Origin of the sequence: Olivibacter sp. XZL3 (assembly GCF_004368405.1) — a bacterium.
Taxonomy (GTDB): domain Bacteria; phylum Bacteroidota; class Bacteroidia; order Sphingobacteriales; family Sphingobacteriaceae; genus Olivibacter.
This window is the reverse complement of the sequence record NZ_SBJH01000069.1, coordinates 1-1,480: the sequence shown is the minus strand read 5'-3', so window position 1 is coordinate 1,480 and position 1,480 is coordinate 1. Positions and strand designations below refer to the sequence as shown.

The following is a 1,480-nucleotide window of genomic DNA, read 5'->3' as shown; positions in this document are numbered from 1 at the left end:
TAATTAAATCTAACGTTTTTGATGAAAACACTCCTTAAGTTTTTAAAATATCGTGTCCACTTTTTGCTGACGATTTACAATTCTCGATTAAGGATGTTTGGAAATGCTTATGACACAATAGTAAATGGCGATACGTTTACAGAATTATTTCATAACAAGGTACTGACCAAATATTTGACTTTGGCGGAACAGAAGAAATATCGTTATTTTGAAGAAGGGTTTTTTAAAGCATTTTCCTTTGCGAAGGATGGGGAATATGGAGAGAGTGAGCGTCTTTTTGCAGTGGGGGAAAGAGAACTTCAAAAGGTTGATAAACGTTCGACTATTGGAACAATATTCCTTGATACGTTTTATCCACGTAAAGCGTACTTTTACTATAGGACCGGAGAATTTGAACGATCAGTTCTTTTAACGAAGAAATCAATAATAATTAACCAGTATTTAAAAGTTACTTTAGGGGCTGACTTTTTAGTTTTTGTTCAAGTACAACAATATCAGAATATCGCTAGGATTTTTAATAAGTCGGAAAGGTGGGGAGATGCTATGCTACTGAACTTTGATTTATTAAAACTGCTGCTCCTAAAAGAGAATTTAAAGAATAGGTTTTTGCAAATCAAATGGCTGGATCAGGAGACAAAATTACTTGGACATGTAATGGCTTACCAGATTTTATTCGATATGTTACTTTTCTTAAATAAAATGACCGGTAGCCGACGGATGTCGTTTCTAAACCATTTCGTAAGTTTAATAGATAACTTGTGGCGGAGATATCGGCCTGAATCTATAGAAGGAATAGTGCTGCGCGATTTTTTGTATACCTTACGGTTTATCAATAGCGATCATCGTTCCACTTATAGCGAAAAAGTTAAAGTATTCTTGACAAATAAAGAGAATTTATTCCCGTATACAGCTTCGGTGTTAACACTTTTTTGTAGGAGTGAATAAAAAGAAGCGATCTTAGTTTAGGGCATTAAAATGTTTGTCCCTTCCGGATGGCCTAAAAACGGTTTAAAGAATCTATTTCGTATGTGAACAAATTATCTATTCCTTTTGTCGGTTTTCAGTTGTATTCATGAGCGCGCTGTATTCGGTTCATGAATACTTTGCGTGTTGTTTGCAAAAGTCATATGCCTGCTTGGTGAGTATGTAGGGAACATCAGGTTATTTTATTCGAAGTCTTCTGTTTCAAGTGGCACTTATGTCACTTTGTGGTCGATCCTGTTTGCATTTGACGATCATGGTGCCTCATGTATGATTTTGAAGAATCCAAAAAAAGAAGTAGTTTTAGATCAATTCTTATAATGAACAAATTCATATCGGTGACCGTGTGACGGTGGATATGGCGAACAAATGTATGATCGTACGATAGGAATATTTAAATCAAGAAGTGTCGGAACAAAGTATCCACCCTATGAACTACATATTTGATTTGTCGCTATTAGTTTATAGTTCTGTGGGTACAGATCTTTGAGATTTTTAT

Annotated in this window: 1 protein-coding gene; it reads left to right on the top strand. The window is 35.0% G+C overall.

Going from position 1 to position 1,480, the window contains the following annotated elements; all coding sequences use genetic code 11:
- Positions 1–18: 18 nt before the first annotated feature.
- Positions 19–945, top strand: a complete 927-nt coding sequence (locus tag EPX21_RS16070) for a hypothetical protein (RefSeq protein WP_134090719.1) — start codon at positions 19–21, stop codon at positions 943–945.
- Positions 946–1,480: the final 535 nt, after the last annotated feature.